This is a genomic window from Bacillus chungangensis (genome assembly GCF_030812995.1).
In the GTDB taxonomy this organism is placed as follows: Bacteria; Bacillota; Bacilli; order Bacillales; family Bacillaceae_C; genus Bacillus_CF; species Bacillus_CF chungangensis.
Window position 1 is genome coordinate 73,191 of sequence record NZ_JAUSTT010000005.1, and the last position, 22,477, is coordinate 95,667.

The 22,477-nt window shown below is 38.3% G+C and carries 21 protein-coding genes; 9 read left to right on the forward strand and 12 right to left on the reverse strand.

The genetic code is table 11. The features are described from left to right. Positions 1-172 precede the first annotated feature (172 nt). The 3 genes from J2S08_RS22445 to J2S08_RS05510 form a co-directional block, all read right to left on the reverse strand. The gene (locus tag J2S08_RS22445; protein ID WP_370875639.1) at positions 173-253 is read right to left on the reverse strand and encodes a hypothetical protein; all 81 of its coding nucleotides are present in this window, start codon (positions 251-253) and stop codon (positions 173-175) included. After that, positions 226-354, reverse strand: a complete 129-nt coding sequence (locus tag J2S08_RS05505) for a hypothetical protein (protein WP_307227659.1) — start codon at positions 352-354, stop codon at positions 226-228. Before J2S08_RS05505 ends, J2S08_RS22445 begins: the two co-directional genes overlap by 28 nt. Positions 355-453: 99 nt before the next feature. Continuing rightward, complete coding sequence (locus J2S08_RS05510; protein ID WP_307227456.1) at positions 454-1,818, reverse strand: aminotransferase; 1,365 nt, start codon at positions 1,816-1,818, stop codon at positions 454-456. Between the two features lie 476 nt (positions 1,819-2,294). Here J2S08_RS05510 and J2S08_RS05515 point away from each other — a divergent pair, with 476 nt between their 5' ends. The 3 genes from J2S08_RS05515 (at position 2,295) to J2S08_RS05525 (ending at position 5,926) form a co-directional block, all read left to right on the forward strand. Beyond that, positions 2,295-3,308, forward strand: coding sequence for a DUF1646 family protein (locus J2S08_RS05515; RefSeq protein ID WP_307227458.1), 1,014 nt, complete (start codon positions 2,295-2,297; stop codon positions 3,306-3,308). 363 nt (positions 3,309-3,671) lie between these two features. Beyond that, the gene (locus J2S08_RS05520) at positions 3,672-4,130 is read left to right on the forward strand and encodes a CoxG family protein (protein ID WP_307227460.1); all 459 of its coding nucleotides are present in this window, start codon (positions 3,672-3,674) and stop codon (positions 4,128-4,130) included. Positions 4,131-4,696: 566 nt separating this feature from the next. Further along, positions 4,697-5,926 (forward strand): agmatine deiminase family protein, encoded by a 1,230-nt coding sequence (locus tag J2S08_RS05525; RefSeq protein ID WP_307227462.1) that lies wholly within the window; start codon positions 4,697-4,699, stop codon positions 5,924-5,926. Positions 5,927-6,018: 92 nt separating this feature from the next. Here the strand turns inward: J2S08_RS05525 and J2S08_RS05530 are convergent, their stop codons facing one another. From J2S08_RS05530 to J2S08_RS05540, 3 genes are all read right to left on the reverse strand, one after another. Next, positions 6,019-7,767, reverse strand: a complete 1,749-nt coding sequence (locus J2S08_RS05530) for a methyl-accepting chemotaxis protein (protein WP_307227465.1) — start codon at positions 7,765-7,767, stop codon at positions 6,019-6,021. Between the two features lie 663 nt (positions 7,768-8,430). After that, on the reverse strand, positions 8,431-9,312 hold the full coding sequence (locus J2S08_RS05535; RefSeq protein WP_307227467.1) for a GNAT family N-acetyltransferase: 882 nt from the start codon (positions 9,310-9,312) through the stop codon (positions 8,431-8,433). A gap of 156 nt (positions 9,313-9,468) precedes the next feature. Further along, positions 9,469-10,737 carry a S1 family peptidase gene (locus J2S08_RS05540; RefSeq protein ID WP_307227469.1) on the reverse strand — a complete coding sequence of 423 codons (1,269 nt, stop codon included), beginning with the start codon at positions 10,735-10,737 and terminating at the stop codon, positions 9,469-9,471. A 371-nt stretch (positions 10,738-11,108) separates the two neighbouring features. Between J2S08_RS05540 and J2S08_RS05545 the strand changes: the two genes are divergently transcribed. The 3 genes from J2S08_RS05545 (at position 11,109) to J2S08_RS05555 (ending at position 13,049) form a co-directional block, all read left to right on the forward strand. Beyond that, the gene (locus tag J2S08_RS05545) at positions 11,109-11,591 is read left to right on the forward strand and encodes a MarR family winged helix-turn-helix transcriptional regulator (protein ID WP_307227471.1); all 483 of its coding nucleotides are present in this window, start codon (positions 11,109-11,111) and stop codon (positions 11,589-11,591) included. An 83-nt stretch (positions 11,592-11,674) separates the two neighbouring features. Continuing rightward, positions 11,675-12,853: an ArsA family ATPase gene (locus J2S08_RS05550; protein WP_307227474.1), complete on the forward strand. Its 1,179-nt coding sequence runs from the start codon at positions 11,675-11,677 to the stop codon at positions 12,851-12,853. Beyond that, complete coding sequence (locus tag J2S08_RS05555; protein WP_307227475.1) at positions 12,846-13,049, forward strand: hypothetical protein; 204 nt, start codon at positions 12,846-12,848, stop codon at positions 13,047-13,049. The genes J2S08_RS05550 and J2S08_RS05555 overlap by 8 nt, the downstream gene beginning before the upstream one ends. Positions 13,050-13,329: 280 nt before the next feature. Here J2S08_RS05555 and J2S08_RS05560 read toward each other — a convergent pair whose 3' ends face one another. The 3 genes from J2S08_RS05560 to J2S08_RS05570 all read right to left on the reverse strand — a co-directional run bounded on the left by J2S08_RS05560 (position 13,330) and on the right by J2S08_RS05570 (position 16,624). Next, positions 13,330-14,205 carry a hypothetical protein gene (locus tag J2S08_RS05560; protein WP_307227477.1) on the reverse strand — a complete coding sequence of 292 codons (876 nt, stop codon included), beginning with the start codon at positions 14,203-14,205 and terminating at the stop codon, positions 13,330-13,332. Positions 14,206-14,608: 403 nt separating this feature from the next. Beyond that, positions 14,609-15,067 (reverse strand): nucleoside deaminase, encoded by a 459-nt coding sequence (locus J2S08_RS05565; protein WP_307227479.1) that lies wholly within the window; start codon positions 15,065-15,067, stop codon positions 14,609-14,611. Between the two features lie 51 nt (positions 15,068-15,118). Next, positions 15,119-16,624 carry an amidase family protein gene (locus J2S08_RS05570; protein ID WP_307227480.1) on the reverse strand — a complete coding sequence of 502 codons (1,506 nt, stop codon included), beginning with the start codon at positions 16,622-16,624 and terminating at the stop codon, positions 15,119-15,121. A gap of 477 nt (positions 16,625-17,101) precedes the next feature. Between J2S08_RS05570 and J2S08_RS05575 the strand changes: the two genes are divergently transcribed. Genes J2S08_RS05575 through J2S08_RS05585 form a run of 3 tightly spaced genes read left to right on the forward strand, consistent with a single transcriptional unit; the run spans position 17,102 to position 18,173 of the window. Next, positions 17,102-17,719 (forward strand): sigma-70 family RNA polymerase sigma factor, encoded by a 618-nt coding sequence (locus J2S08_RS05575; RefSeq protein WP_307227482.1) that lies wholly within the window; start codon positions 17,102-17,104, stop codon positions 17,717-17,719. A 2-nt stretch (positions 17,720-17,721) separates the two neighbouring features. Continuing rightward, entirely contained in the window at positions 17,722-17,889 is a 168-nt protein-coding gene (locus J2S08_RS05580; RefSeq protein ID WP_307227484.1) for a YvrJ family protein, read from the forward strand. Then, complete coding sequence (locus J2S08_RS05585) at positions 17,889-18,173, forward strand: helix-turn-helix domain-containing protein (protein WP_307227486.1); 285 nt, start codon at positions 17,889-17,891, stop codon at positions 18,171-18,173. The genes J2S08_RS05580 and J2S08_RS05585 overlap by 1 nt, the downstream gene beginning before the upstream one ends. Before the next feature lie 492 nt (positions 18,174-18,665). On the opposite strand, the gene J2S08_RS05590 is transcribed toward J2S08_RS05585, so the two are convergent. From J2S08_RS05590 to J2S08_RS05600, 3 genes are all read right to left on the reverse strand, one after another. Beyond that, positions 18,666-20,339 (reverse strand): long-chain fatty acid--CoA ligase, encoded by a 1,674-nt coding sequence (locus tag J2S08_RS05590; protein ID WP_307227488.1) that lies wholly within the window; start codon positions 20,337-20,339, stop codon positions 18,666-18,668. 40 nt (positions 20,340-20,379) lie between these two features. Further along, positions 20,380-21,354, reverse strand: a complete 975-nt coding sequence (locus J2S08_RS05595; protein WP_307227647.1) for a quinone oxidoreductase family protein — start codon at positions 21,352-21,354, stop codon at positions 20,380-20,382. Positions 21,355-21,725: 371 nt separating this feature from the next. Continuing rightward, a complete protein-coding gene (locus tag J2S08_RS05600) occupies positions 21,726-22,463 on the reverse strand; it encodes a 2-phosphosulfolactate phosphatase (RefSeq protein ID WP_307227491.1) in 738 nt (245 codons plus the stop codon). Positions 22,464-22,477 lie beyond the last annotated feature (14 nt).

Below are 22,477 nucleotides of genomic sequence, written 5' to 3' on the forward strand. Positions count from 1 at the left end.
TTACCTCCAATGTCTGAATGTCTTTTTTTTTCACTTTTTTCTTGAGCAATCTTCAAAAAACATCTTGTCGTGACAATGTTAATCTTTACGTCACTATCTCACTTTGCATCATTGATTTTTTCCTTTTTCCCTGTTCCCAAATCATGCAATGTTCAAGTATCCCGCAGCCCTTTTACTGGTTTTTTCGGACTGAAAAGCAGCCAAATCCTCCGCTGTTTTTAGCGCTTAATCCTGTGCAATAGAGAAATTGCAAAATAAATCAAGCATATCCATAAATGCTGATCCTAAAATACCGTAAACTTGATCGATGCCTTCTGCCAATAACGTTTCTACAATTGCCTCACTCGGTGTCATTTTGATTTTCCTTGTTTGTACTTTAATGATATAGGAAAGGGAGCGGAAAATATGGCAAAAGTCGAATCAGCATTAAAAACACTACTTACTATGCAAGATTCAAACAAGTTCACGAAAGACACTTTGCACAACGTCTACTAAGAAATGCAGATCCTCCTCTGTTGAGGAAAGCGGCGGTGCAATAATGAGTACATTATTAAATTCTGGAACCGTGTCGCCGTTGCGGCCAATTATCAGCCCTTTTTGTTTGCAATTTTCAATTATTTTAGACATAAATGCATCTGAAGCTGGTTCTTTTGTTTTCTTATTTGCCACAACTTCGATGCCATAAAGAAATCCAACATGGCGAACTTCACCGACATGTTCGTGATCGTCAAGCTGCCGAAGCCTGCCAAGTATGGAATCTCCTAACTTTGCGACACGCTCCACTATTTGCTCCCGTTCGATTATTTCAATGTTTTTCAATCCGACTGCACAAGCAGCTGGGTGGCCGCCAAAAGTCGAAATATGGCGAAAATGATTATCCTTGCCTTTTGCTTTAAATTTCTCATAAATTCGCGAAGATACAGCAGTTGCTCCTAATGGCAAATAGCCGCTTGTTAAACCTTTTGCCATCGTCACGATATCTGGCTGAACACCTTCAGCATGCATAAAACCAAACATTTTTCCTGTTCGTCCAAAACCTGAGACTACTTCGTCAACAATAAGCAGTACATCATGCTTCTTGCAAATATCCGCAACTTGCTGCAAATAAGCTGGAGATGGAATGATGACACCGCCGCCAGATATAAATGGCTCCATGATCACCCCAGCAACAGTGTCTGCACCTTCCCAACGAATCATTTCATCGATCATATTTGCTGCTGCCTGATCACAGTCTTTTACACTTTCACCGAAAGGACAGCGATAGCTATATGGAGGTGGAACATGTAAAAAGCCGGGCATGCTTGGTTCGTATTTCATTCTTCGATTTGCCTGTGCTGTTGCACTTAAAGCTCCTAATGTTGAGCCATGGTAAGCTCGATATCGAGAAATAAATTTATATTTGCCAGGATTGCCGTTTTGCTGATGATATTGCCTCGCAATTTTGAATGCGGTTTCATTTGCTTCCGAACCACTATTTGAAAAAAACGTAACGTAAGCATCGCCAAGCAGCTCGCTGATTTTTGCTGATAATTGAATTGCTGGAATATGGCTGTGTGTAAGCGGAAAATAGGACAGCTGCATCATTTGATCCGCAGCAGCTTTTACAATTTCTTTCCTTCCATGTCCTAGATTTAAACACCATAAACCAGAAACTCCATCCAAATAACGATTTCCATCATAATCCGTAAACCATGCACCTTCCCCTGAGTGAGCAATCATTGGTTTTGAACCTTCTACATGACGTGACATTGCGTGCCATAAATGGTCTTGATCTTGTTGGATGAATGTTTCTTTATCCTCGACTCTAACCTTTGTCATACACTGATCCCTCCTTGTCATTACATTTTATTAAAGAAAATAGATGCTTATTAGTTTTTTCTATCTCATGATGATATCGTGACGTCCGTACCAGTTGTTACATATCATTTAAGCACAATTTGATTTTATTTTCGATATATTTTAAATATTTTTTACGAAGACTTTTAATAGATTAGAAGCGAGAAACGAAAACTCCTTTATTCATGATGAATTCAAATAACATACACTCCACGTCTTTAAAGAAGCTGCATTACATTTTTTTCTAATAATCTTTGAAACTTTGATTTGCTAGGAACCTCCTTCTTATTGATGAAATGAAATGTTGTTTACTTTTCTTATTTTGAGTTTCAGCATACAAAATAACTTACGGTAAAAAAATAATATTTCTCAAGAGTGAAGCATATACTAAATCTAGTTCACTTCCATCATGAATCGCACTATAAAATAACACTAAAAATACGCAAAGGAACTAGCTTATGATTATTGGATTACTCATTATTTTCGTACTCGTCCTCTTCCTACCATTTTCATCAAAAGCTGTGGAACAGCATCTGGAAATATTTCTGTTTGCAATGGGATTGTTAGCAGCTACCGTTAGTGGTCAATTGCAGAGGCCTTTATTTTTGAAGGCTTTAGAAGATCCCATTAATCTTTCTCTTGCCGTTCTCATAGCAGGACTCTTATTCAAGTGGTTTCAAACACCTCTGGAAAAAGGCATCTATGCCATTAATCAAAAATTGTCTACAAGGTTTTTTATGGCACTACTTGTAGTCATATTAGGATTCATTTCCAGTATCATTACAGCGATTATTTCTGCATTGATCCTGGTCATGATTGCGTCGACATTAAGGTTGGATAACAAATCTGAGCAGCGTTTCGTTATTTTGGCCTGCTTTTCCATTGGTCTTGGGGCAGCACTTACACCTATTGGAGAGCCGCTTTCCACCATTGCAACAAGTAAATTAAATGAGGATTTTTTCTTCCTTCTGCGCTTAATTGGACCTGATGTCATGGCGGCAATTCTTCTCTTAGGAGTCCTAACCATATTTCTCGTTAAGCCAAAGGGAGCCATTCATCGATCATCCAAATCTATAAAGGATAGTTATCAAGAAATTCTTATTCGAACAGGTAAAATTTATCTTTTCGTCATGGGATTGACTTTATTAGGTGCAGGATTTGAGCCATTGATTCATCGCTACATAATTGGATTGAGTCCTCTTTTTCTTTATTGGGTAAATATGGTCTCCGCGATATTGGATAATGCTACTCTTACTGCTGCTGAAATTAGTCCAGTAATGGATCATGCGACGATTAGAGCCATTTTATTAGGTCTCCTCATCAGCGGAGGCATGCTCATTCCTGGAAACATACCGAATATTATCGCAGCTGGCAAACTTCAGATCACAAGTAAAGAATGGGCACGCTTCGGTTTTCCGCTCGGATTAAGCTTGATGATGCTTTATTTTATTGTCATAATTTTAGTGAAGTAATAAGAACGGAGGGATCAGATAAAGTGAGACTTCCATCAGTTGGGATTTTCCCCCACTGATAAAAAATAGAACAAAGGCTAAGATCGCAGGCGTCCTCGAAAAAGGAAACCGCTTTTTCTTCGTGCGATGTATTCGCTCTCGAAGCTTTCCTTATCCTGTCGGCCCGAAACAATCGGACATTTGACTTTCAGTTATCCCTCACCTAGCGCTTCTGATTCCTCTTACTCCCCAAGGTGGGGGTCTTGACTCGCCAGTTAGATGTGGGATAAATACTCTACCCTCGCTTGCTGGAGAGAGCTTGCTTTTTGAGTATATGGATGAAGGCAGTACGACTTGCTAGCATGTAGAAAAGGAGGAAAAGGAATGTCAAATGGTGTTCATACAATTGACTTAGACCTACCTATCTATACAATCTGGAACTTCGTTAGTGACATGGATCACTGGGCTCCATTAATCCCTGGATATATCGAACATGAGATGATTAACGAACGCATTTCTACTTGGAAATTTAAAAGTGATCTCGGTATTATTAAAAAAACCATTCATCTTCAAGTGAATATTAAAGAATGGAAAGAACCAACAAAGGTAACCTTTGACCTTACTGGAATCAATGAAAATTTCGCTGGACACGGCTATTTTCAAGCAGAGGCATTGGAAGAAAAAAAGACGCGAATGACTGGCTGCCTTGATATAACAGCCAAAGGAGCAAAAGCACCAATGATCAATGCTGTCTTAAAATCTTACGTACCAAAAACAACGACGGAGTTTTCAGAGGCTGTTGCAAAAAGAATGGAAGAAACAGCTGGCATTGTTTCATCGTAATACGAACTGAAAAAAATGGGGCTCCAGAAAGTCAGTAATCTAACTTTCTGGAGCCCCTTTATCAAATGACAAAACGACTTACTCCTAACCTTTAAACTTTACAATCACCAACAAATTCATTTTTGAAAAAAATCCAATAAGCACTAACTGTCTTTTTAACATTTCATTTGTTCTTGAAACCTCGATTTATCACTTTATACATTAACTTATTTATGTTTGACTTTTTTTGTATTTTATTTTAATATGTTAGGAGTCTAACATATTAAAGTTGATTTAATAATTTTTATGATCCAAACGTGTATCATTGCTGGAAAGGAAACATATATCAAGTTATTGAGAGCTAACATCAATACCTGCAAATCATTTCAAGGAAAGGACCTCCTTACATGTGATTTTGGAATAAGCTTGGATACAGCTTGTGCGTTTAGAGTACAACAATTGTCTGGGTTACAGTCTTTAATTGTAGTTGATCTACAGGAGGATTCAACATATTCCCAGTTGGATCCGTTCCAATTCTATTATCCAGAACATTAGTTCTTAAATATATAATACGCGGAGTGTAGCTGATGAAACCTTATGTTGCTGGAGAGTTTTCTCCACAAAAAAGTGTTTGGATGTGTTGGCCGATAGGAGAATGGGCAACACGTCAATTAAATGTAGACCGAGTTGCATTGGAAATGGTAAAAAATATGCCAACTGATGTCGATATTCATATTGTGTGTTTTGATGCTAATGTAAAAACACGAGCTAACAATTTAATAAAAAAGAACTTACGTCAAACTGATCATATTCATTACGTAGAATATCCAGCACCTATTATTTATCCGAGAGATTTTGGGATTGATGTTATTCAATCTGGAAATGAATTAGCTCATGTTCATCATCTATTTGATAGTTACGGGTACTATGGATTGGAGGATGAAACAAGTCAAGTTCTTAATCAATTTTCTCTATTTCAAGCTGAATGTCTAGGTATAAAAAATTGTATTAAGACTGACTTAATCACAGAAGGTGGGAACCATGAATTTAATAGTGCCGGTGTGATGATGGCGATTGAAGATACTGAAGTAAAAAAACGAAACAGTCATAAAACAAAAGAAGAAATTGAGCAAACCTTTAAAAATGTCTATGGTTTAGAAAAAATTATTTGGATTCCTCACGGATCATATGAAGATGAACACTATCTAATGGGGCCCATTCCAGGTCCAACAGGAAAATTTGATGCTTATCGTTCCGCCTCTGCCAATGGGCATATTGATGAAATTTGTCGTTTTGCTAGTGAAGACACAATCGTGTTAGCTCGTGTTACAGAAGAGGAAGCTAAGGATAATCTCATTCATCAATACAATAAAGTGAGAATGGATGCAGCATTTGACGTACTAAAAGAAGCCACTCAAAGTAATGGTGAACCTTTTAAAATAGTAACATTACCTATGCCAGAACCGATTTATATTGAATTGACACCTGAGGATGACGCTTATTATTTATGGGAGCCTGTTAATGAACAGGAAACGTTATTAGACGGGTCATCTTTTCCAACAAAAAAAATAACAGTTTTACCTGCTTTAAGCTATTGTAACTTTCTTATTCTAAATGAAGTTGTGTTGGCTCAATCTTATTATGAACCCGGTCTGCCACTTTCTATAAAAGAAAAAGATGAGGAAGCTCTTGCTACCTTACAAGTTGTTTTTCCTGATAAGCAAGTCATTCCTATTCATACACTTGCATTAAATTTATACGGTGGTGGCATTCATTGTAATACAAAAAATATTCCTCGATATGATTGTGACATTTAAATTTAAAGGCAACTAAGGAAAAATTTTCATTTTCCCTTAGTTGCTTTCGTTTTAAGGACTTATCAGACAGCCCCATCTTATTAACAAACTAGTTAAATTTTAAACTTATTCATAAATAATTGAAGCTCTTCAGCCATCTTCTCCAATGATGCCGCAGAGGATGATATTTCTTCCATTGAAGCAAGCTGCTCTTCTGTTGCTGCTGACATGCCCTGCGCCCCTTCAGACGATGTATGGGCGATCTCATGTAATGTATCAGCAGCAACTACAATTTGTTCAACTCCAGCAGTCACTTCTTCCACAGAAGCAGATACATCTTGAGCCTGAGCCGCTACGACATTAGCTGCTTCTTTTATTTGTTCAAACATTTCCCCAGCTCGCTTCACTAACTCCATGCCATTAGCAACCTCGCTGGTGCTTGTTTTCATCTTTTGAACGACAAAGTTGGTCTCATTTTGAATATGAGAAATAAGCTCCGTAATTTGAAGCGCTGATGCAGACGATTGTTCGGCAAGCTTCCTTACTTCATCGGCAACTACTGCAAATCCTCGGCCATGCTCACCTGCTCGTGAAGCTTCAATTGCAGCATTTAGAGCCAACAAATTTGTTTGAGAGGCAATTTGCGTAATGACATTGACAATTTCACCGATTTCATTCGAGCGATTGCCAAGCTCAACGATTGCTGATTCGGTTGTATGGACAGTTGCAGTAATCGAATCCATCTGTCTGACAGCCTTGTTCACCACTTCATCTCCGGTTTCAGCCAACGTAGTTGTATCAACCGCAGCATTAGCCATTTCTTCAGTGTTGGAGGCAACATGCTGAATGCTTGAAGATATTTCATCCATCGTTCGGCTTGATTCCCCTATACTTCGTGCTTGATTGTCCGCTCCCGAAGCAACAGTCTGCGCCGTTTCAGCAATTTGTTTCGTAGCAACACTGACTGATTCAGTGTTGGCGGTTAATTCCTCAGCCGCTGAAGCAACAGAATTCGTTGTTAGTGTAACTTGGTTGATCATACTTTTTAAGTCATCAGTCATTTTATTGAAGTTATCAGATAATTGCCCAAACTCGTCTTTATACGTAATTTGTACAGTTTCTGTAAAGTCGCCCGTACTTGCTTTACCAATTGCAACATTGATTTGTGCCATTTTATTTGCAATTTTATTTGCAAAAAAGTATGCAATGCCAAGAGAAATAACCAATGCAGCAGCACTGGCGATCATAAACATATGTTTCATCCCCGCTAACCGATTCTTGTAAATAATTTCTTTCCTGCCGCCGGCGCCTACTACCCAATCCCATGGTGCATAATAATCTTGGTAAGCGATAAAGGTATAGACTGGTTCCCCTTCATTTTGCCAAAGCTCTTCAAAAACATGGCCGATTTTCTCTTTATTGGCCCAGCTGTCTTTCACTGTGTATTTGCCATTAATATTGTAATCTGATAAATCATGCCCTTCTACATCAAATGAATGCATTGTAAAGACGTTGTCAGGATTCGCTGCCCAGACATACATATAATCATTCGTAGACATTTTTGTTTTAGAGATGTCTCTTGTTCCATCTGCTTGCTTCGGTCCAAGAATATATGTTCTAGCAATTTCCTGCGCTTCTTCTAACGTGAGGTCTCCAGCTATTACCCTTTCATTCATTGCATCCATAAAGCCGACAGAATCTTTTAAAACATTGCTGAACATTTCCCCGCCTACATCAATCACCTGCTGTTTTGCTTGTTCATAAGCAATGATAAATGTAGTAATGAGAGCTCCTGATAAAATTAAAAAGATCATCATCATTAATTGTAATCTTAAACTAAAACCTTTTCTCAAAAATAACATAATAAAAAATTCCTCCATATGAACATAAAGTGAAACTTCCATCAGTGGGAGTTTCTCTCATCCCCCACTTATAAAAATAGTAAAAAAGCTAAAGTCGCAACGTCCTCGAAATCGGACATTTGACTTAGTTAACCCACACCTAGACTTCTTTGACTCCTCTACTGAGGGGCTTACTGTCAGTTAGATGTGGGATAAAGTGAAACTTCCATCAGTGGGGGTTTTCTCTTATCCCCCACCTAGACTTCTTCGTTTCCTCTTACTCTTGAGGTGGGGGTCTTACTGCCAGTTAGATGTGGGATAAAATAGCTTCTTCGTTTTGTTTTTTAAACAATGACCTTTATCTCCAACTTCGTAAAGTATGGAGATTTTTATTTTATAGAGACCACCTCACTTTGTTTTCCAAACAAATAAGATTTCTATTGACTAGGCAAAGTAGAGGAAATGCTCTCATTTTCGCCCGTTAAATAAATTTTCAGTTAATTAAACTCGAAAATTTTTACTATAAAAAGATAGTCATATTTTATCATACACTAGATAAAATTACCATTGGCCTTAATCGAAAAGTAGCAGGCATTTAGAATAGGTTTCATGACGAATTTCCGACAAAAAATAACCTGTTGAACAGAAAGTCCACCAGGATAAGATCGCAATGTTTGAAGATAATCATAACAAACGGAGAATATAGTTATTTAAAATACTCACTTCACGGAAACCCGCCTTACGATAAAGTTTGATCGCCTTTTCATTGTTAATGTGAACACAAATATATGTCTTATCAATCTGAAGCTTGTGAAAGAAATAATGCAAAGCACCATGTAAAAGCTCTGTTCCAATGCCTTTCTTTCTCGCATCTTGTGAAACTGCAATGTATTCTATATTGCCCTCTTTAAATTCAGAACTACCCTCTACATATACATATCCAAGCATTCGCTTCTCTTCAATTATTATAAATAGCTTATGCTCATCACCTAATCTTCGAATAACTGCTTCCCCGTTATAATACGTATCTGGAAATACAGTATCATGCAAGTTAATAAAATCAGCATAGTAGTCAGCAGTAATTTCTTGTAAACGATGTTTCGGTTTATGGACAAAAGAGGAACGTTCCGCTTTTAGAATCGCATGTGTTCCCTTTTGCTCTGCATTCAGTTTTTTCATCCATTTTTGAGCGCTTTGATTCTCTTCATGATAAAACCCATAAAAAGTATGAACTGAGCCATTCAATTTGGACATGCTTGTGTCCCATAGATTTTCAGCGATTTGCAGCCAATCTTCTTGTCTATTAATAAAAGGCCCCCATATCTCTGCTTCCGCTTCTTCCGTATCAACATCAAATCCAAGTGCCCCAATCATTTTTCCATCTTTATAGGCAACAGCGAATGAACGATCTAAATCATCATCAGAAAAGTTAGTGGTTAAAGTATTAGCAATTTCAGACGCTTTCTCCCCACAATAACCAACATGATGCTGCTTGTCCGTATTCAACTCTGCAATAAATGCAGCCAATGCGCCGACATCTACAGGCTGTTGATAAATGATGCTCATGTATCATTTCCCCCTTTCATATAGTGATCTTACATTTTTATAGCCTATTATATCAAATAGAATGTTGACTAGATATAACCGTAAACCTGTTACAGCGGGCGCTCTCGTTTCATTTATTGATAAAAAGGAACAGCTTCGAACTGTTCCTTTCAAATATTATCTAATAATAGTAGAGATGCCTAAACTTGAATTGATTTCGCCAATTTGTGAATAGGTTGTATTATAACCGCCTCCCCTGCCTTTTGTGATGCCAATATATTTATAATCTGCGTATATGGTTCCTCCACTGTCTCCGTTTGTAGAGGTAACGGACGCCCCTCTTAGATTATTAAATTGAACGCCATTAATTCTATATGAAACATTTTTACTTTTTAGCTCCCCGCATTGAGCTTTGCCAGAAGCAAACCCTACTCTACATACAATTTGACCTACATTGTCAGCATTTCTTCCCTCTGATGAAGTCATTGTTCTACTGCTGCCATTAATATTAATTTTGTTGTTTGTCTTGCTTGATGATACTTTTATGATCATAGCATCTACTGCGCCTCGATATTGATAATCATATGCTGTACCTAAATAGTTGCTATTAGATTTTGATTTGTAGTACCAGTCTTCTCCTGAGAGAAACTTTCCGTTTTCAAGGCTGCAATGTCCCGCTGTTACTAAATAATATGTTGAGCTGCTTTTAGCGGAATATCCAACACTGCAGCCTGCACCTCTTTCAGATACGATTTTTTCTCCCCCATAAGGAGACGCAAAATCTGTAGGTTCTTCGACTTCCATCACTTCAACCGGAAATGATGAAAAATATTGGATGATTTTCTGTTCTGTAGCGTTCGTTTTATCATAAACACCAATATGAACTTTTTCATCTTTTAATTCAATAGATGTTGAAACAATTTCTATTCCCTCTGTTAATAGGTGATCAGCTGCTTCCCAAATAGCATGAGAAAATTCGTCCAGATCTTTTTCAGAGTATTGTGCGTTTATATACTTCACTATAGTATGATCAACAGAAAAAAGTGCTTCATTGTCTATGATGTGTTGTAGTTTATCCAATTCCTTTACCATGACAATAATATTATTTTCTTTCTGATTAATGATAATACCGGCTGGTTCGATATGATTTAACTGAAGCAGTTCTTTTAACCTCGGTACAACCTCATTCTGCATACGAAACTTTTCCTTCATCATGATTTGTTCTGCTTTTGTCAAAAGAATTCCATACTCATCTTGACTAAACTCATTTGAAGAAAGCATTCTTTCTACTGTTTTTTCATCGACAGGAAAGCCAAAATCTTCTCTAAGCTGCAATTGTTCATAAACATCTATGTTTTGCGATGTTTCCGCATGAGCTGTATGGCCAAACATAACAACTGAAATGAATAAAATACTCATCATGAGCATTAATCTTATTTTGTTCATACAATATTTCTCCTTTCTTTATTCAATAATTAGGATTCGCTGTAACATTTGTTCAACAAGTTCACCTCTTTCATCGAAATGATTGATACTGCATATGTTTTTGTTATTGAAAATCGTTTGTATAGCAGACATCAGAGACTAAAGTAAAAAGGCGATAAAAAAATATGCAGCTTTTGTTTGTTTCATATTTATTGGAGAGTATATGCTCATAGCATCTTAATGTTCGGCTTTTTTCTACAACTTCTTTTTAAACAGCGGCTAACTTCATGAAAAATAGCCCTATCTCCTCCATACAGATTGACAGGACAGCAAAAATACGTTAATCTAAACGATAATATTATGAACATCGAAATATACGGAGGATGAAATACTTGGTTCAATATGAGGATTTTTTAGATTTTTTACTGAATCATGCCCGTAAACTTTTTTCTCCTGAAGAATGGATTAGCATCGATCTTTCCTTATCGAAAACCGAAATATTTTGCCTTCTTTGGATGAGTAAAAATGATGAAGTGATCATGAGCGACATCGCTGGGTTTCTTGATATCCCGATGAGCACGACAACTGGAGTTGTCAATCGTCTCGTGAAAAAAGGCTATTTAGAACGATATCGCAGCGAGACAGATAGAAGAATTGTTCTCATTGCCTTAACCGAGGAAGGCCATCAGCTTGTAAAAGAAGTGAGGGCTGCTGCTGCTCATTATTTTAAGCTTGTGACTGAAATGTTGACAGAAGAGGAGAAAGTTTTCTTGCTTCAAATCTTTAAGAAAATAGTAAAACAGATAGCAGATAAGGAGCTAGAGGGCAAGAAACAAGCACCCTCACCTAAGATCAAGCATATTCCGATTCAATGAGAGCCTCTTCGCAGGCTTTTATTCCGATGAATATTACGATGTTCGTACTATTCGGTTAGTGAACAATTAAAGGAGGCGTTTTTATGAGAATCATGCTATACACTGGCAAAGGCGGCGTTGGTAAAACAAGCATCTCAGCAGCTACTGCGCTCCAATGTGCACAGGCAGGCAAAAAAACATTAGTGATGAGCACCGATCCTGCTCACAGCTTAGGCGATTCTTTTAGTATGAAGCTGACTTCAGAACCGCAGCAAGTTGCAGAAAATCTTTGGGCGCAAGAAATTGACACCACCTACGAGATGGAAAAAGGCTGGGGAAAAATTCAATCATATATTACTCTTCTTTTCACTTCAAAAGCGGTTGACGATATTACAACGGAAGAGCTGACAATGTTTCCAGGCATGGAGGATTTAATGAGCCTGCTTCGGGTTCTGCAATATTATAAAGAAAAAATATACGATGTCATCATTATTGATTGTGCTCCAACAGGGGAAACGTTAGCGATGCTAAGCTTTCCAGATATGCTGAGGTGGTGGATGGAAAAGCTATTCCCTATGAAGCGAAAAGCGTTAAAGGTTCTTCGACCTGTTGCACAGCCGCTTTTGGGAATTCCACTCCCAACCGATGACGTCATGGGTGAACTTGGAAATATTTTGGATCAGCTAGATGAAATGCGAAAAATCTTTTCCAATCGAGAGATTACTAGTGTACGAATCGTTGTCAATCCTGAAAAAATGGTTATTAAAGAGGCACAGCGCAGTTTTACGTATTTGAATTTATATGATTACAATGTCGATGCCATTATGGTTAATCGCTTAATCCCTGATAGTGTTACTGATCCATATTTTCATGCATGGAAAGAAACACAGCATGAGTATAAGATCATCATTGAAGATAGCTTTCAGCCGCTACCTATCTATTATGCACCATTATTCGATCATGAGGTGGTAGGAATAAACATGTTAAAACGGATGGGAAGCGCCCTTTTTAACAATGATGACAACCCTAGCGCTGTAAAATTCAACTTGCGTACCCAACAAATTACAAAGGATGGCGATCATTACTGTCTTTCTCTCCATCTTCCGTTTACGGATAAACAAGATTTGTCATTAAGTCAAAAAGGAGATGAACTGATTATACGTGCTGGCTCCATAAAACGGAATATAGTACTGCCAAGAACATTGGCCCACCTTCATATTCAAGGCGCAAAGTTCGAAGAAGACAAACTTAACATACAGTTTGGAGGGATAGAACATGGATGAAAACCTTTTAAAGAAAATGATCCGAATGAAGCTGGATTTAGGAGTAAAACTTTTAGAATTCATGCCAAGACCTATTGAAAACACAGGAAAAATGGCGATGAGAATTTTGCAAGAGGAGCTGCAAGCTTGTCTAGATGGCACGGAACAAAACAAGCATCAAGCTGCAAACATAACGAAGATTCCTATTGATTCGTAATCATTAAATCAGTTTGGGAGTGTAAACGAAACTGTGTAAGTAAGAGAGTGTACGGCTCTTCCTTCGCAGTATCGTTTTTTTATCGGCAGGATAGAGGAAAGCTGCCAAAAAGGAACACTCCCTAACGAAAACGCTCTATTAAAAAGTATAAAATAATTAGAAATCAATAGAAAAATGGACTCATCCAAAACTGGGCGATGGTGATGAATCAGTTATTACTTTCTGACCAGCTTAGGTTGTGAGAATTGAGCCTACATCCTTTATTGAAAACCAATCATATTTAAATGGTTATATTCATATTTTCATGATTATTGATGTTGTCGCTATCATTCTGATATTTTTGTTCAGCTAGTTTCATCAAGCTTTTATCTGTATCCTCAATGTTTTTATTACTGTTCTTAATCTTACTCTCTTCATTTTTATCAACTTTGTTAGTCAACGTGCTGTCTTTGATTTTCGTGTTTACATTTTTTAAGCTGTCACCGATTATTTCATCCATTTTTTTAATGTTATCCTCTATTTTAGCGACTTTTTGTCTTTTCGCGGCAGGATTAACTCTCCTTGACTCATCCAATTTTATTTCATAGTTTAATATTCGCACCTCACCAGATAATGAAGTCTTTTGCGAAGATAAAGCTTTAACCTGTGATAATTGACTTGAAAGATATACAACACCATTCATTTTATTGATAGAGTCGTCTGTCTGCACCCAGTGAGAGGAATCGTTATCTGCAGTTTGGTTTGTGTTTTCGGTTTTCTTGCTTTTGCCTTCCATGTTAAGTGCTTTCTGCTGTTCTTCAAAATGAATTTTACTTATCTGCTCATTCACTTCTTGAATTTGTTTATCAATACTTTCCAGCTTTTCTTTAATAGATAATAAATTGCCGCCGTTTTCAAGATTTTTCTCAATAAGGGCATTTTTACTTTCCAGTAAATTTTCTTTCTGTTGGATGAGACTGTCCAACATACTGTTTTTCTTCGCTTTTCCTCCTAAAGATGTACCCATGCTATTTCCGAATATCATACCTTTGTTTACAGCTTCACGTCTTCCAGACATTCCATTGTTATCAATAGTATTTTTGGGCAAATGATGATGAGACTGATAACTTACATTTGCTAAACCTATCTGCTGCTGCGGTGAAAAAGAAATGTACATATAAATTCTCTCCTTTCGTAATTTTAAGAGCCTTGTTTTTGGTAATCATTTGTTATATCGTCAACTATCTCCTTTATTTCATCAGATTATTGTTACAGATTGGTAATAAAGTAATGTTTGCCACTAGAGATTAATAACACGTTTACAAGAAAGTATGGATAAAGATTCATCGTTTTTCGTTCCCTCTCCAAATTTTAAGCGACTTCATTCCAAAAAATTTACCGATTATTTCATCTAAAACCTATGTTTTAAGCCTGTAGCAGTCACGACAAATTTTTATTGGAAAACGAATTAAATAAAAAGCTGAATGCCAATAATACATCGAGAAGAACGCTGACTTCCATTTTCCCAATCGTTTCTTTTTTCCTTTAAAAAACAGCTTGGGGAGCATCCCCAAGCTGTCTTATGAACGGTTTTTCTTTTCCCACATTTTAAGCGGATTCTCCTCAATCTCTTCTTCAGATAGATAAATCATTTCTATTGACCGGTCTTCCCGGTTTTTAGAAAGCTCCTCATAAATTACTTTCGACTTTCCTAAACCAACTTTTTCAGCATCTTCGATAGATGCCCAGAAATATACTTTTTTAATACCGATTTGATACATCGCTGTTAAACACATCGGGCAAGGCTCTCCACTTGCGTACATAACATAATCATGTAAATCTGCTGTTTGCAGCTTTTTTTGTGCTCTGCGAATTGCAAGCATTTCTGCATGACCACTTACATCATAATGAAGATGAAGCTCATTTACACCCTCGGAAATGATCTCTCCGTCTTTCACAAGCACCGCCCCAAACGGCTGCCCGCCTTCTTTCACATTTTTGACCGCCAGTTTAATCGCTCGCTGCATAAATGGATCCATCAAAACATCATCTCCATTCTATTAAATTGAAAAATTCCTATGTTTGCTTAGTTAAACAAGTTCACCTGAGCTTTTCATCATCGGGTTTTTCTTCATCCCTTCCCAAATATCAGCTTGTTCAATGTGTGCTGCAATCGTCAATAATAAATCCTCTCTTCCTTTTGGTGCAACAAATTGCACCCCAAGCGGAAGCCCATCTTTTGTCACATGTGTTGGAACTGTCATAGCCGGCTGGCCAGTCAAATTAGCGAGCTGAGTGAATGGCGTCCGCTTCAAGCTTGCCTCAAACATTTGATTAATCATCTCTGTTTGTTCTGCTGTAGACAATTCACTGATTGTTAATAAATGCTTCCTTTGTTCCTCGTTCGGAATCAATTCTCCAACTTTAGCTGGCGGGAACGCATTTGTTGGAGTGACATAGAAATCGTATGTTTCATGGAATGCTGCCATTTGCGCTGCTGCAACATCCCATTGCTCCAAGCTTAAGACGAAATCCTTTGCACTAACGTTATGGCCAGCAACGTTTAATACCCACGTGATTACTTCAACGTCCTCAGCTGTGATGCTGCGGCCAATCTGTTTCTCAATCGAAGCGATCATTGCGGCAATTTCCCCATTATTCATTGTAAAATAGCTATGCATGACAGCATGTCCATCAACTGGACCATGCTTCTCTTCTACATAATGTCCTTCCGCCGCTAGCCAGTTGACCATTTTGTGGACAGCTTGCTTCGCTTCTTCATGTACGGGTGTTCCTACTGGCGATTCAGTAGTGTAAGCAATGCGAAATTTACGCGTTGATGGTGCTTGAACAACATCTAAAAATTTCCCTTCGTACAGAGGTGTTTGATAGGCTGCTGCTTGTTGCACTGTTTGAAGCACGTCAAGCATTGCTGCACTGTCCCGTACAGTACGAGAAATAACAAAATCAATGGAGGCTCCTTGCCATTGCCGACCAACACCCGGTCCTACTGGAGTACGTCCACGTGTTGGTTTTAAACCAAAACAGCCGCAATAAGCAGAAGGAATCCGAATCGAACCACCGCCATCACTAGCGCCAGCAACAGGTACTATCCCTGCCGCTACTGCCGCAGCAGAGCCACCGCTTGAACCGCCCGGTGTATAATCTACATTCCAAGGATTTCTCGTAGATCCATGCAATTCAGGCTCCGTTATTGCCATTAATCCAAACTCCGGTACATTCGTAAATCCGAGAAAAATAGCGCCAGCGTCTCGAAGCTTCGCAGTAAAATGAGAATCGGACTGTGCCAAGTGGTGCTGGAACAGCTTCGCTCCAGATGTCAACGGCTCTCCTGCAATCGCCTGTGAAATATTTTTTAATAGCATCGGCACTCCAGCTAACGGTCCAGAAAGCTGCTGCTCTGCTTGCTGTCTCGCTTTTTCTTCCATTACATGGATAACAGCATTCAGTTTCGGATTTACTTCGTACAGCCTCTTAAGGGCAGCATCCACCAGTTCCTGCGGTTTTATCTCTTTCTTCTTTACCATTGAAGCTAAACCGACCGCATCATTACTCATATATGAAAATTTTCCCATTTTATCACCTCAATTTGTGTACTCTTTACCTAATTTCGTGACTAATTGCTAAAATCCCTGCAAAAATGATTCATACTGCTGATAAAACCATCTTTTCGACAACAGAAAGTCATGTAATATTCTATTATAAAAAATATACCTATTTTACTATTTTAAAAATTAGGTTGTATTTTTTATTAACCAAGGCTCTTTTTCTACATACTAATAATAACAGTGAAAGGAGGGATGAGAAAAAATGTTAAGAATCATGTTTAGGCTTGGATAATCATGAATTTTTCTTACGGAAAAAATAAGAAAAAGGAGGGGTTTAAAGAATTTTTTAAATTTTGTAAAATATAATGAAATAAATGGTATAATAGATAGTTCACTACCAATATCAGCTGAAGACAAAGATTCCCTGCTTCTTGAATGAGTTTTAGTGGTCATTTTTCATCGCCAAACTGGAACGATTATTCTGATGGAAAGGGGGAGAGCGCATTGATATTTAATAAAATGGATACAGTCTGCTTGCAAGGCATCAAAAAGTTCAAAGAAAAAAACAAGGAATTGTTCGAGAACAACATTGTTCAATCTTTTCTCCAAAATGAAAAGCATCGAGTTATTTTGACTAAGGCGATTTGCAATCCAACAAAAGAAAACAATGAAGCATTAGATATTGCGTTTAAGAAATTCTACTTTTACATTAGATTTACTTCCTTTATCTCTTCCACCTTATACTATAATGCAATCAATTTTGATAAGAGACATCGCAAAGTATTGTATCGCCATCCATTAACAGTTGATAAGCCGCTAAAAAAAGATGAAGATAGTACTTTTAAAGATTTTATCGTCGATTCTAAATCGGAAATTAAGATTGATGACATTTTAAATAGCGATCGTTTATCTGATTACATCATTGACCCTGCACTATATCGAGCAATTGAAACCTTAACGGCGAGACAGAAACAAATCATTTTTTTAACTTATGTGAAGGGACTTACTGATACAGAAATCGCTACTCTTCTAAACAAAACCCAACAATCAATTTCCAAAACACACCGAAAAGCACTGCAAAATATGTATCAATTTTTAAAATCTAATAAGGAGGTGAAATAAAGATGACTGTTGCAGAAATGCCTCAATTTATCACAATCCTAAGCAATGTTGGTTTTCCGATAGCAATAACCATTTACCTTTTTATTCGTTTTGAAAAAAAATTGGAAAAGCTAGAGGAATCCATTCACCATTTAGGTGAAACAGCAAAAAATTCAGGAAGGAATGAATAGTGGTGACCATTGTACTGTATGAATTAGTAAAAGAGTCAAAGGAAAGCAATCAGGCATTGGAAACGATTATTAATTTGTTTGAACCAAAACTAAGAAAAACTTTAACACTTACTAGCTATAACGAACGAGATGATTTAGCCCAAGAATTAAAATATCATCTCATCAAGGCCATCAAAGGTTACGATGTGGACGCAACTCCCGGTTTTTGGGAACTAAAAGCAAAATTAGAAAAACAAAAGATAAAGGAGCAAAGTGATGGATCGATCGACAACCAATTCTCATGATATAGCAAGGATGAAATAAAGAAAGGCTGACCTTCTATTTATATGATAACTTATAGGTTAGCTTTTCTTTTGCAGTATAATCAATAAAGTTCGGTGTACTGCTTCAAGCAAGGCTCTTAAATTTCTTCAATATACCCTACACTTTAAAGTAATCTCAAAGTTTGAAAAGCGCATTTTTGCTGATTAATAACAACTTGTGATTTACTCTTACCAACTCACGAAGGCTCGTGGCAATATGGCACAAGTGCCCTCTCCTATCTTAGCGTTAAAATTTTCAACACATAGCATTTTTTAGAATATATGACTGAGATGATCTCGTTGCATTTTCTAATTAAATACTTCTATGTGAAAAACCCACATCGTTTCCACCCTCACACTTTTAATCTATCATTCAAAGATGATGATCTTTCTTATTTCGTAACTTAGTTACACCTTTATTGCCATTAGTGGGAGCTGCTTCATCCCACTAATGGAAATATTCGCCTCCTCTGTTCAGCGCGTTTCTGGTTCTCTTTCCCGTTCTGCTGCTTGCATTTTTCTCCATAAGATTTTTCCACTGCTCGTTGTCGGGAACGTGTCGCGAAATTCAATGATTCTTGGATATTTGTAAGCTGCCATTTGCTGTTTCGACCATTCAATGATTTCTGTTTCAGATATTTTTCCTATATATGGATCATTCAAGATGATAAATGCTTTCACCGTTTCTCCTCTTCTCGAATCAGGAACACCGACGACACAGGCCTGTTGAACAGCTGGATGCTTATATAGATGAGATTCTACTTCAGTTGGCCAAACTTTATAGCCTGAAGCATTGATCATCCGTTTCACGCGATCGACGATAAAAAAATATCCTTCTTCATCCATTTTGGCAATATCACCCGTTCTAAAAAATGTTCGATCCCCTAGTTTCATAAAAGACTGTCTATTGTCGTCATCTCGGTTGTAGTAGCCTTTAAACAATTGCGGCCCGTTCACAATCAACTCTCCTTCCTGGCCTGCACCGAGTTCTTCGCTAGTGATTGGATCAATGATGCGTGCGTCGACATCAAAAGCAGGGATTCCAAGACATTGAAGCTTTGGACGATCAGGCGGATTAAAGTGCGTATGCGACATTGACTCTGATAAACCATAGCCTTCTACAAAATGCAGACCCGTTAGTTGGTACAGCTTCTCCCCGACAGCTGCCGGAAGCGGCGCACCTCCGCCTGCAATCGCTTGAAGGGAAGAAATATCATATGTTTCCAAACGAGGATTAGAGAGAAAATCGATCAGCATCGTACTAATGTTTATCCAATGTGTGCAGCGCAAAGATTCTATCAACCTTCCAGCGTCATCGCGATTCCATCTTGTCATCATCACAATCGCGCCGCCTGCGTAAATAGGTGTATGCATACTATGAAGCATGCCAGTTACATGGAAAAGTGGCAGCGTTGCCAGCGAAACAGTATCAGAAGTGATGTTCATCCAATGATATGCACCAACTGTGTTTGCCTGCACTGTCGCATTTGTATGTACGCATCCTTTCGGCAAACCTGTTGTCCCTGATGTATAAGGAAGGACTGCGATATCATCTTTATGTCCCTCATAAACGGAAGGCATATGACCTAAGGCAAGGGCATCCGTCCACAAAATTGCCTCTGGAAATGAGTGGCGAGGAGAACTTACTTCTTTTGGAAGTTTATTCTCTTCCTGTTCTACTAGCGCATAATCGGAATAGGCGGCAACAATTATTTGTTCTAGTGTTGTACTATGCCGAAGCGGTGCAACGCGATCATACAGCTCCTGGCCAACGATTGCATGCTTTATTTGACAATCATTTATATAAAAAGCCAATTCATCTGTTGTATTCATTGGATTAATCGGAACAACGACAGCACGAATACGGAGAAGTGCAAAATAACTAATGATAAATTGCGGTGCATTTTGCATAAATAATAATACTTTTTGTCCTTTTTGAACGCCTAAAGAATGTTCAAGGTAGCCAGCAAACGCCTCTACTTCATGAAATAGCTGTTCGTATGAATATTGTTTGCCATAATAATAAAGCGCGATTTTCGAAGGATACTTTTTTGTTGTCATCGCAAGATTTTCATACAATGTCGTCTCTGGTACTGTCAACGTTTTCGCAATTCGTTTTGGCCAAAATTGAAAATGAGCTTTGTTCATCGCTTTTCACCTCTTATTTTTTTCCTTTTATGGTCCAGTATTAAGGTACTAGAATCAGTTTTCCTTTTGTTTTTCTGCCTTGCAGCATTTTATGAACTTGTGCTGCTTCAGACAACGGGTGAACACCGCCAACTGTTAATTCTAACGTGCCATTTTTCATGCAAGCGACTAGTTCTTGCAAACTGCTCTGGAATTCTTTTTGCTTTTTCATCATTTGCGGCAAAAAAAAGCCAATAACTGATTGATTGTAGCGCATTAATGATGATGGATAAAAAGGTACTTGCTCCCCACTCGCGACACCATAAATGATTAATCTTCCAAACGGAGCCAAACATGCAGCAGTTTTTTGAAACACATCGCCCCCTGCCATTTCCAGTGCGACATCAACCCCTTTTCCATCTGTCAACTCACGAACACGTTCTTCCCATCCATCTTCTGTGTAGTTAATAAGATGATCAGCCCCGAGCTTCTCAGCAAATGCTAATTTTTCAGCCGTACTAGCTGTGGCTATCACTTTCCCTGCCCCAAAACGTTTCGCAAGCTGAACTGCGATCGAGCCAACTCCCCCTGCTGCTGCGTGAACAAGCACACACTCTCCGTCCTCAAGCCTTCCCATCGTTTTTAAAATATGGTAAGCAGTTAAGCCTTGGAGCGGAAGGGCAGCTGCTTTGTTAAAATCAACATCATCGGGAATCGGAATAAGTGCCGCTTCAGGAGCTAAAGCATACTCTGCATAACCGCCTGATTCGATTAATGCTGCAACGCGCATGCCTTTCTCGATGTTCTTTACATCTTTTCCCGTTTCTATTACGATTCCTGCTACTTCTGAACCAGGGATAAAAGGAAGAACAGTTGGAACAACATATTTCCCTTCACGGCGTGCCGTATCCGCATAATTAACGCCGATCGCTCTTATATCAATAAGCACCTCATGAGCTTTTGGTATTGGTTTTTCTTTATCCACTAATGTCAGCACCTCAGGGCCGCCATATTGTGTAAATTGTATTGCTTTCATCATCTATACACCCGCTTTCAAAAATTTTTTACTTGCTATGCAAAAAGAACGAAGGCTGGCTGCTGCGAGTCGACATCAAGTTAGGCAATAAAGTGATACTTCCATCAGTGGGGTAAGTAGAAACTAAGGTCGCAGGCGTCCTCGAAAAGGAAACCGCTTTTCTTCGTGCGATGTTGATTAAGTAAGCTTTTCCTTTCCTGTCAGCCCAAACCATCGATACATTTGACTTTCAGTCATCCCCCACCTAGACTTCTGATTCCTCTTACTCCCTGAAGTGGGGGGCTTGACTCGCCAGTTAGATGTGGGATAAAATGATACATCCATCAATAGAGGCTTTTTCTTCGTCCATCTACTTCCTACCTCTCATCTCCCTACCCTTGAACAGTCTTTATTATCATGTTTCCGTCACATACATAAGGAACAATCGGCATGATGCCAAGACGTGATATAAAAGCGATTTCTTCTTCCAAGCCGTTCTGGATAAGCATTTCTCCGACTTTTGACGCTTTTAAGATGGCTGTAGGCGCTTCTGAATTTTTGAAAAACAACAAAGCTGCGTTTGCAGCATCCGTCAATTCCCAATGACCAGAAGAAGCGCTTACAAGCTGATCAATAAAATAACCTGCTCCATAAAAATCCTCCAGACAAAATTGATGTTGGGAACCTGCACAAACGACGATGATTGTCTCTTTTTGATGGGCGAAGGCGATGTGCTTAGCAATTGCAGAGCCATTTAGCAGCGAAGCGATATACACCTGTTTAGCACTTGCTGCTTTTCGTATGGCCACCGTCCCATTTGTTGTCGATAGCACGACTGTTTTTCCGTTGATTAATTTTTCTAATTGCCGTGGAGTTGGATCAAGGAAGCCTTCCATTGTTTTGCCCTTATACTCTCCAACAAGACAGAAGCTTCCTTTTTTAAGGTGTTTTATCTCTTCTAAAGCCTCTTCCTTGTGACGAACAGCAATGATTTTTTTAGCTCCCCCGTATAAACAAGCTGTTATTGTGGAAGTCGCCAGTAAAATATCCAAAATAACAGCTACTTTATTTTCCTTCATTTTTACTGCATCGATTTCTTCTTTTTTAAACAATAGATGAATGGTAGGCATCGTTTCACACTCCG

Bases quoted from the DNA above. Each gene is read 5' to 3' on its own strand.
- J2S08_RS05515 (WP_307227458.1), top strand. From the start codon at position 2,295: ATGATTATTGGATTACTCATTATTTTCGTACTCGTCCTCTTCCTACCA.
- J2S08_RS05555 (WP_307227475.1), top strand. From the start codon at position 12,846: ATGGATGAAAACCTTTTAAAGAAAATGATCCGAATGAAGCTGGATTTA.
- J2S08_RS05505 (WP_307227659.1), bottom strand. From the start codon at position 354: ATGACACCGAGTGAGGCAATTGTAGAAACGTTATTGGCAGAAGGCATC.
- J2S08_RS05595 (WP_307227647.1), bottom strand. From the start codon at position 21,354: ATGAAAGCAATACAATTTACACAATATGGCGGCCCTGAGGTGCTGACA.
- J2S08_RS05600 (WP_307227491.1), bottom strand. From the start codon at position 22,463: ATGCCTACCATTCATCTATTGTTTAAAAAAGAAGAAATCGATGCAGTA.
- J2S08_RS05535 (WP_307227467.1), bottom strand. From the start codon at position 9,312: ATGAGCATCATTTATCAACAGCCTGTAGATGTCGGCGCATTGGCTGCA.
- J2S08_RS05520 (WP_307227460.1), top strand. From the start codon at position 3,672: ATGTCAAATGGTGTTCATACAATTGACTTAGACCTACCTATCTATACA.
- J2S08_RS05560 (WP_307227477.1), bottom strand. From the start codon at position 14,205: ATGTACATTTCTTTTTCACCGCAGCAGCAGATAGGTTTAGCAAATGTA.
- J2S08_RS05530 (WP_307227465.1), bottom strand. From the start codon at position 7,767: ATGTTATTTTTGAGAAAAGGTTTTAGTTTAAGATTACAATTAATGATG.
- J2S08_RS05580 (WP_307227484.1), top strand. From the start codon at position 17,722: ATGACTGTTGCAGAAATGCCTCAATTTATCACAATCCTAAGCAATGTT.
- J2S08_RS05540 (WP_307227469.1), bottom strand. From the start codon at position 10,737: ATGAACAAAATAAGATTAATGCTCATGATGAGTATTTTATTCATTTCA.
- J2S08_RS05550 (WP_307227474.1), top strand. From the start codon at position 11,675: ATGAGAATCATGCTATACACTGGCAAAGGCGGCGTTGGTAAAACAAGC.
- J2S08_RS05510 (WP_307227456.1), bottom strand. From the start codon at position 1,818: ATGACAAAGGTTAGAGTCGAGGATAAAGAAACATTCATCCAACAAGAT.
- J2S08_RS05590 (WP_307227488.1), bottom strand. From the start codon at position 20,339: ATGAACAAAGCTCATTTTCAATTTTGGCCAAAACGAATTGCGAAAACG.
- J2S08_RS05525 (WP_307227462.1), top strand. From the start codon at position 4,697: ATGAAACCTTATGTTGCTGGAGAGTTTTCTCCACAAAAAAGTGTTTGG.
- J2S08_RS05570 (WP_307227480.1), bottom strand. From the start codon at position 16,624: ATGGGAAAATTTTCATATATGAGTAATGATGCGGTCGGTTTAGCTTCA.
- J2S08_RS05565 (WP_307227479.1), bottom strand. From the start codon at position 15,067: ATGGATCCATTTATGCAGCGAGCGATTAAACTGGCGGTCAAAAATGTG.